General features: G+C 71.1%; 6 protein-coding genes. 4 read left to right on the forward strand and 2 right to left on the reverse strand.

The genetic code is table 11. The features are described 5' to 3' along the window. Positions 1–214 precede the first annotated feature (214 nt). On the reverse strand, positions 215–1,576 hold the full coding sequence (glnA, locus tag ACFC02_RS23220) for a type I glutamate--ammonia ligase (RefSeq protein ID WP_376360442.1): 1,362 nt from the start codon (positions 1,574–1,576) through the stop codon (positions 215–217). 365 nt (positions 1,577–1,941) lie between these two features. Here glnA and ACFC02_RS23225 point away from each other — a divergent pair, with 365 nt between their 5' ends. After that, positions 1,942–3,168, forward strand: a complete 1,227-nt coding sequence (locus ACFC02_RS23225) for a globin domain-containing protein (RefSeq protein WP_376360445.1) — start codon at positions 1,942–1,944, stop codon at positions 3,166–3,168. Between the two features lie 332 nt (positions 3,169–3,500). Here the strand turns inward: ACFC02_RS23225 and ACFC02_RS23230 are convergent, their stop codons facing one another. Then, complete coding sequence (locus tag ACFC02_RS23230) at positions 3,501–3,950, reverse strand: Rrf2 family transcriptional regulator (RefSeq protein WP_360968510.1); 450 nt, start codon at positions 3,948–3,950, stop codon at positions 3,501–3,503. 269 nt (positions 3,951–4,219) lie between these two features. Here ACFC02_RS23230 and ACFC02_RS23235 point away from each other — a divergent pair, with 269 nt between their 5' ends. The 3 genes from ACFC02_RS23235 (at position 4,220) to ACFC02_RS23245 (ending at position 7,989) form a co-directional block, all read left to right on the forward strand. Next, positions 4,220–4,981 carry a DUF3105 domain-containing protein gene (locus ACFC02_RS23235; protein ID WP_376360449.1) on the forward strand — a complete coding sequence of 254 codons (762 nt, stop codon included), beginning with the start codon at positions 4,220–4,222 and terminating at the stop codon, positions 4,979–4,981. Beyond that, positions 4,978–5,721 (forward strand): DUF305 domain-containing protein, encoded by a 744-nt coding sequence (locus tag ACFC02_RS23240; RefSeq protein ID WP_376360451.1) that lies wholly within the window; start codon positions 4,978–4,980, stop codon positions 5,719–5,721. Before ACFC02_RS23235 ends, ACFC02_RS23240 begins: the two co-directional genes overlap by 4 nt. Before the next feature lie 321 nt (positions 5,722–6,042). Next, entirely contained in the window at positions 6,043–7,989 is a 1,947-nt protein-coding gene (locus ACFC02_RS23245; protein WP_376360454.1) for a protease pro-enzyme activation domain-containing protein, read from the forward strand. Positions 7,990–8,031 lie beyond the last annotated feature (42 nt).

Here is an 8,031-nt window from a genome sequence, read left to right on the forward strand (position 1 = left end):
CGTCCTCTGGCTCTACAAGGGAACCGGCCGTACCTCCGCCCCCTACGCCACCCGAGTCAAAATCGGCGCAGGCTGGAACACCTACAACGCACTGAGCTGACCACGGGTCGGCCGACCCGCATCGGGTGGCCGGCGCCGACAGGGAGGGGCGGTACTCGCGTACTGCCCCTCCCGTGCCGCCCGGCTGTCCTGGCGAACCCGCGCCAGCCTGTGCCTACAGCACCGGCAGATGCTTCCGCAGCTCGAACGCCGTGACCTCGCTCCTGTACTCCTCCCACTCCTGCTTCTTGTTGCGCAGGAAGAAGTCGAAGACGTGTTCGCCGAGGGTTTCGGCGACGAGGTCGCTGTTCTCCATGAGGGTCAGGGCCTCGCCGAGGTTCTGCGGGAGGGGTTCGATGCCCATGGCACGGCGTTCGGCGTTGGAGAGGGCCCAGACGTCGTCCTCGGCGCCGGGCGGGAGTTCGTAGCCCTCCTCGATGCCCTTGAGACCGGCGGCCAGGAGGACGGCGTAGGTGAGGTACGGGTTCGCGCCGGAGTCGATCGAGCGGACCTCCACGCGGGCCGAGCCGGTCTTGCCGGGCTTGTACATGGGCACGCGGACCAGGGCCGAGCGGTTGTTGTGGCCCCAGCAGATGTAGGACGGGGCCTCGCCGCCGGCGCCCGCGGTGCGCTCGCTGCCGCCCCAGATGCGCTTGTAGGAGTTGACCCACTGGTTGGTGACCGCCGAGATCTCCGCCGCGTGGCGGAGCAGTCCCGCGATGAAGGAGCGGCCGACCTTGGAGAGCTGGTACTCGGCACCGGACTCGTAGAACGCGTTCCGGTCGCCCTCGAAGAGGGAGAGGTGGGAGTGCATGCCGGAGCCCGGGTACTCCGAGAACGGCTTCGGCATGAAGGTGGCCTGGAGACCCTGCTCCAGCGCGACCTGCTTCATGACCAGGCGGAACGTCATGATGTTGTCCGCGGTGGAGAGCGCGTCGGCGTAGCGCAGGTCGATCTCCTGCTGTCCGGGCGCACCCTCGTGGTGGGAGAACTCCACCGAGATGCCCATCGACTCCAGCATGGTGATCGCCTGGCGGCGGAAGTCCATGCCGATGGCCTGCGGGGTGTGGTCGAAGTAGCCGGAGTTGTCGGCGGGCGTGGGGCGGGAGCCGTCCAGCGGGCGGTTCTTCAGCAGGAAGAACTCGATCTCCGGGTGCGTGTAGAACGTGAAGCCGAGGTCGGAGGTCCGGGCGAGGGCGCGCTTGAGGACGTAGCGGGGGTCGGCGAAGGACGGGGAGCCGTCCGGCATGAGGATGTCGCAGAACATGCGGGCCGTGCCCGGGGCCTCGGCGCGCCACGGGAGGATCTGGAACGTGGACGGGTCCGGCTTGGCGATCATGTCGGACTCGTAGACCCGGGCGAAGCCCTCGATGGCGGAGCCGTCGAAGCCGATGCCCTCGTCGAAGGCCTGTTCCAGCTCGGCGGGGGCCACGGCCACGGACTTGAGGAAGCCCAGCACGTCCGTGAACCACAGGCGTACGAACCGGATGTCGCGCTCCTCCAACGTCCGGAGCACGAACTCCTGCTGCTTGTCCATCTTCCGCTTCCCCATCCTTGCTGGTCAGGCCGCCTGTGTCCGTATGTCGTCACGGGAGGCGGTCGGGCACGCGAGCATCACACCACATCACCGTTTCACACGCGTTGCGGACCTTGATCGTCCGGCTGTTCCGCGCCCGGCCGTGCCGCCTCGCCGGGTGTGCCGCTCTGCCGCCCATCTTGCCCCCTGAGCGGCCCCCTCGTAACGGCCGAAGCCGCACCCGCGTGCACGACAGGTGAAGTGCCCGACATGTGGAGGAAACGTGAGCGACACCACGGTCGTTTAATTTGCATCTCAAATGCAAGTTTCTCTACCGTTTCGATCAGACGAGCGATCGAGCAGTCGAACCATCGAGGAGTCCAACGATGCTGTCCGAGCAGTCAGCAGCCACCGTCCGCGCGACCCTGCCCGCCGTGGGCGCGGCCATCGGCGAGATCACCGAGCTGTTCTACGCCAAGCTGTTCGACGCCCACCCCGAACTGCTGCGTGACCTGTTCAACCGTGGCAACCAGGCTTCCGGCGCCCAGAAGCAGGCCCTCGCCGGCTCGATCGCCGCCTTCGCCACCCACCTGGTGAACAACCCGGACCAGCGTCCCGACCTGATGCTGCACCGCATCGCCCACAAGCACGCCTCCCTCGGCATCGTCCCCGAGCAGTACCCGATCGTCCACGAACACCTGTTCGCCGCCATCGCCGAGGTGCTGGGCGACGCCGTCACCGAAGAGGTCGCCGCCGCCTGGACCGAGGTCTACTGGCTGATGGCCAACGCCCTCATAGCCATCGAGAAGCGGCTGTACGCCCAGAGCGAGCAGACCGGCTGGCGCGAGTGGAAGGTCGTCGAGCGGACCGAGGAGACGGCCGACGTCGCCACCTTCAAGCTCCGCCCCGCCGACGACGGCCCGGTGCCCGGCTACCGCGCCGGTCAGTACGTCTCCGTCGGCGTCACCCTCGCGGACGGCGCCCGGCAGATCCGCCAGTACAGCCTGACCGCGGCCCCCGGCTCCCCGGAGCGGCAGTTCGCCGTCAAGCGGGTGAGCGGCGACGCCGCGACCCCCGACGGCGAGGTCTCCAACCACCTGCACGCCCACGTGCGCGAGGGCGACGTCCTCCAGCTGTCCGCCCCCTACGGCGACCTCGTCCTGGAGGACACCTCCGCCCCGCTGCTGCTCGCCTCCGCGGGCATCGGCGTCACCCCGATGATCGCCATGCTGGAGCAGCTCGCCGACGCCGGGCACGGCGCCCCGGTGACCGTCGTCCACGCCGACCGCTCCCCCGCCACGCACGCCCTGCGCGGCGATCACGAGGCCTACGCGGCCAAGCTGGCGGACGCGCGCACGGTCTTCTTCTACGAGCAGTACGACGAGGACGCCGCGGACGCCGCGGACGCCGCGGACGCCGGGCGGCCCGGCCGGGTCGACCTCGCCGAGGTCGCGGTACCGGCCGGCACCCAGGCCTACCTGTGCGGCCCGCTGCCGTTCATGCGGGCGGTGCGCGAGCAGCTCATCGGCAAGGGCGTGGCCCCCGCCGACATCCACTACGAGGTCTTCGGCCCGGACCTGTGGCTGGCCAAGGAGGCCGCTGACGCGGCCTGACGTGGTCCGAGGCGGCCTGACGTGACCCGACGGCGGCGCGGCTCGACGGCGGCGCGGCTCGACGGCTGCGCGGCTCGACGGCTGCGCGGCTCGACGGCTGCGCGGCCGACCCGGCCCGGCGTGAAAGCTGCCGGCCGGAGGTGGTTCCCCCGACCGCCTTCGGCCGGCTTTTCGCGTTCGCGTACGTCCTGACGGTGTGGGTCACGGTCGGATGCCGGTTCCGGTCGGATGCCGGTTACGGTCGCATGCCGGTTACGGTCGCATGCCGGTTACGGTCACGCACCGGTCCCGGTCAGATCCCGGTCCCGTTCAGATCCCGGTTCCGGTCGGCGTCACGCGCCGGACGCGCCGCGCGCGCTCGGCAGCCCCAGCAGCAGCGGGCCCGTCGGGGCGGCGACCATGTCGGCGACGGTGAGCGGGTCGAGGGCGGCGTAGAACGCCTCCTGGGCCCTCCGCAGGGCGCCGCGCAGCCGGCAGTCGGAGTTCAGCGGGCAGGGGTTCGCGCCCTCGCAGTCAGCGACGTCGCCCTCGCCCTCCAGGGCGCGCACGATCGCGCCGACCGACGCGCCGCGGCCCGCCTCGGTCAGGGTCAGGCCGCCGCCCCGGCCGCGGCGGGCGGCGAGCAGTCCGCGGTGCTGGAGTTCGGCGACGACCTTCGCGGCATGCGTGTACGGCACGCCCATGTCCGCCGCGACCTCCCGGGTCGTGGGGCTGGACTCGCCCGCGACGGCGAGCCGCATCAGGACGCGCAGCGCCATGTCGGTGGAGCGCAGCAACCGCATGCGGCAAGCCTAAATAATGCGCATCTGCGGTTCAACTTATCTGGCGCTCACCTCTGGCCCGGCCCCCTCCACGGTCAGCCCGCGGCCCGTCCCCCTTCCCCGGCTCACCTCTGACGCTTCGAGGCCTCCCCCTCGCCCCGCCACCCCCACTACCATCAGCGCGCACCCTCTCCCCGCTCCGCCCTCCCGCTCCACCCCGCGCTCCTCTCCCCGCTCCGCCCTCCCGCTCCTCTCCCGTTCCATCCGACCGTGACACGAAGGGCTCCCCCATGGGCTCCGCCAACCAGCCGGACAGCACCGTCGCCGGGCAGCGCAAGGCGCGCATCGAGGAGATGCGCCGTGCCGACCGGGCCCGGCAGCGCCGCAACCGCGCCCTCGCCGTCGCGGCGAGCGTGGTCGTCGTCGCGGGCCTGGCCGTCGGCGGCGTGGTGCTCGTCCAGTCGCGGTCCGGCGACACGGAACCGGCCGCGAAGGCGAGCACGTCGGCGGCGGCACAGACCCCGGGCGGCATGACCGACAAGAGCGCCAAGAACGACCAGAGCGGCAAGAACGGTCAGAGCGGCAAGGGTGCTTCCGGCCACTTCGTCACCGGCGCGGACGGCGTGCGGACCTGGCAGGGCACGCTCGGCCGTACCCACACCACCGCCCCCGTGACCTACCCGATGGAGCCCCCGGTCGGCGGGGACCACAACCCCGTCTGGCAGAACTGCAACGGCGACGTCTACACCGCGCCGCTGAAGAACGAGCACGCCGTGCACGCGCTGGAGCACGGCGCGGTCTGGGTGACGTACAACGCCAAGGCGCCCAAGGCGGACGTGGCCGCGCTCGCGGCGAAGGTGCGCAGGACGCCGTACACGCTCATGAGCCCGGTGGCCGGCCAGAAGGACCCGATCATGCTGTCGGCGTGGGCGCACCAGCGCACGGTGACGGGCGCGGCCGACCCGAACGTGGACGCGTTCTTCGCAAAGTTCGTCCAGGGTCCCCAGACGCCGGAGCCGGGGGCCGCCTGTACGGGCGGGGTGGGCCAGTGAGGGTCGCCGGGCTGGTCGCGGGTGCCGTGGCCACGGCGCTGGTCGCGGCCGGGGCGATCGCCTACGGGGTCGCCGCGGGCGAGGACGGGACGGGGACGCACGGCCGGTCCGGTGGCCCCGGTGGCGCTCCGGCCGCCTCGGCGCCGGCCCTCACCGTGCCGGCCGCCGACTCCCCGGACGCCGGTTTCGCCCGGGACATGGCGGTCCATCACCAGCAGGCCGTCGAGATGTCGTACATCGTCCGCGACCGCACGGACGACACCGAAGTGCGCCGTCTCGCCTACGACATCGCGCAGACCCAGGCCAACCAGCGCGGCATGCTGCTGGGCTGGCTGGACCTGTGGGGGCTGCCGAAGGTGTCGGCAGCCCCGCCGATGGCGTGGATGGGGATGGCGATGGGGACGGGGAGCACCGCCTCGGACGAGGCCGGTGCGGACCGTGCGGACCGTGCGGACCGTGCGGATGGTGTCGCCGGTGCGGACGGTGCGCTGATGCCCGGCATGGCCACCGACACGCAGCTGCGAAAGCTCGGCCGGCTCCGCGGCCGGCAGGCCGAGGTGTTCTACCTCCGGTTGATGACGGCCCATCACCGGGGCGGTATCCACATGGCGCAGGCGTGTGCCGCCCGGTGCACGGTGGGGGTGGAGAAGAGGCTGGCGCAGGGCATGGTGGACGCGCAGCAGTCGGAGATCCGGCTCATGGCCGACATGCTCAAGAAGCGTGGCGCGGAACCCCGTTAGGCCCTGGTAGGCCCCGTCAGCCGTCAGGGCCCTTCTGCTGGATGCCGACCGCCGCCAGGCGTCCGCACGGCGCCCGGTTCTCGACCACGGACGACCGGAATCCGGGGAACGAAGTCCGCAATTCGTCCGCTATACATCACTCCTGACGGTTCCTTGGGTTTCTCTTGGCCTGCCCATTCCCCTGGCATGAACGGTTCTTCGGGAAGAGTGGCACTCGATCGTGTGATCCATTCAGGGGCCGAACCGCCGCGGCCGTCACACGGATCACGCGAGGTCCAACCACTCATTGCGTTACATGCGATCCGCATCGCAGGGGGTTATATGAGATCCAACCGCGCCACCGTGCGTACCGGAGTGAGCCTGGCAGCGACACTGCCGATGGTCGCCGGTGCGCTGGTGCTCGGCATACCCGCGGCCCACGCCGCGGGCCACCCGGACGCCCGCAACGCGATCGCGGGCACCAAGCCCGCGTGGGCGACGGCCAAGGCGGACAAGGGCGCCACCGCGAACAGCGCCCAGGTCAACGCCCGGGTGTACCTGGCCGGCCGCGACGCCGCGGGCCTGGCGGCGTACGCCAAGGCGGTCGCCGACCCGTCCTCGCCGCAGTACGGCAAGTACCTGAGCGCCGAGCAGGCGCAGGCGCGCTTCGGCGCGACCGAGGCCCAGGTGGCCGCCGTCAAGTCCTGGCTGAAGTCGGCGGGTCTGAAGGTCACTTCGGTCACCCCGCACTACGTCGCCGTCTCGGGTGACGTCGCCGCCGCCGAGAAGGCGTTCGGCACCGAGATGCACAACTTCGCCAAGGGTTCGAAGACCTACCGCGCGCCGGCCCGGTCGGCCTCCGTGCCGGCGGGCCTGCAGGGCGCCGTCCTGACCGTCACCGGCCTGGACAACGCCCCGCACAAGTCGAACCACGAGGACCAGCTGCCGCCGCCGGACGCGGTGTTCAAGAACTCCGGGCCGTTCTCCTCGTACTACGGCTCGAACGTCGCGAAGACGCTGCCGTCCGCCTACGGCCAGAAGATCCCGTACGCCGTCAAGGGCTACACGGGCAAGCAGCTGCGCTCGGCCTACGGCGCGGGCAAGTACACCGGCAAGGGCGTCCGCGTCGCCATCACCGACGCCTACGCCTCGCCGACGATCGCCTTCGACGCGGCCGCGTACGCGAAGAAGAACGGCGACCAGGCGTGGAAGACCAGCCAGCTGCGCCAGGTGCTCCCCGACCAGTACACCAAGACCGAGGAGTGCAAGGCGTCCGGCTGGTACGGCGAGGAGACCCTCGACGTCGAGGCCGTGCACGCGGTCGCGCCGGACGCGAACGTCACCTACGTGGGCGCCGCCTCCTGCTACGACGACGACCTGCTCGACTCGCTCAGCAAGGTCGTCGACAACCACCTGGCCGACATCGTCTCCAACTCCTGGGGCGACATCGAGGCCAACCAGACGCCGGACCTGGCCGCCGCCTACGACCAGGTGTTCCAGTTCGGCGCGGTGGAGGGCATCGGCTTCTACTTCTCCTCCGGTGACAACGGCGACGAGGTCGCCAACACCGGCACGAAGCAGGTCGACACCCCGGCCAACTCGGCGTGGGTGACCGCGGTCGGCGGCACCTCGCTGGCCGTCGGCAAGGGGAACAAGTACCTGTGGGAGACCGGCTGGGGCACCGACAAGGCGACCCTGTCGGCCGACGGCAAGAGCTGGGAGGGCTTCCCCGGCGCCTACACCTCCGGCGCGGGCGGCGGCACCAGCAAGACCGTGCCGCAGCCGTACTACCAGAAGAACGTCGTCCCCGGCGCGCTGGCCACGGCCAACAACGCGGCCGGCAACCGCGTCGTGCCTGACATCGCGGCCATCGCCGACCCGAACACCGGCTTCCTCGTCGGCCAGACGCAGACCTTCCCCGACGGGTCGCAGCAGTACGCCGAGTACCGCATCGGCGGCACCTCGCTGGCCGCGCCGGTCATCGCGGCCGTCCAGGCCCTCGCCCAGCAGGCCCAGGGCGGCAAGGCGATCGGCTTCGCCAACCCGGCGATCTACTCGAAGTACGGCTCGAAGCTGTACCACGACGTCGTGGACAAGCCGACCGGCAAGGACCTCGCGGTCGCGCGCGTCGACTTCGTCAACGGCATCGACGCCACCGGTGGTCTGAGCGTCTCCGTCCGCAGCCTCGGCAAGGACAGCTCGCTCCAGGCCGTCAAGGGCTACGACGACGTCACCGGCGTCGGCTCGCCCGCGAAGGGCTACGTCGACTCCTACGGCCGCCGCCACTGACCCACCCGGCACCGGCCGCGCGCCCGCTCCTCTTTCGAGGGG

Origin of the sequence: Streptomyces sp. NPDC056160 (assembly GCF_042268205.1) — a bacterium.
GTDB lineage: Bacteria > Actinomycetota > Actinomycetes > Streptomycetales > Streptomycetaceae > Streptomyces.

What these genes read in the sequence shown, in the direction of transcription:
- ACFC02_RS23245 (WP_376360454.1), top strand. Translation starts at nt 6,043, where the DNA reads ATGAGATCCAACCGCGCCACCGTGCGTACCGGAGTGAGCCTGGCAGCG.
- ACFC02_RS23230 (WP_360968510.1), bottom strand. Translation starts at nt 3,950, where the DNA reads ATGCGGTTGCTGCGCTCCACCGACATGGCGCTGCGCGTCCTGATGCGG.
- ACFC02_RS23225 (WP_376360445.1), top strand. Translation starts at nt 1,942, where the DNA reads ATGCTGTCCGAGCAGTCAGCAGCCACCGTCCGCGCGACCCTGCCCGCC.
- glnA (WP_376360442.1), bottom strand. Translation starts at nt 1,576, where the DNA reads ATGGACAAGCAGCAGGAGTTCGTGCTCCGGACGTTGGAGGAGCGCGAC.
- ACFC02_RS23235 (WP_376360449.1), top strand. Translation starts at nt 4,220, where the DNA reads ATGGGCTCCGCCAACCAGCCGGACAGCACCGTCGCCGGGCAGCGCAAG.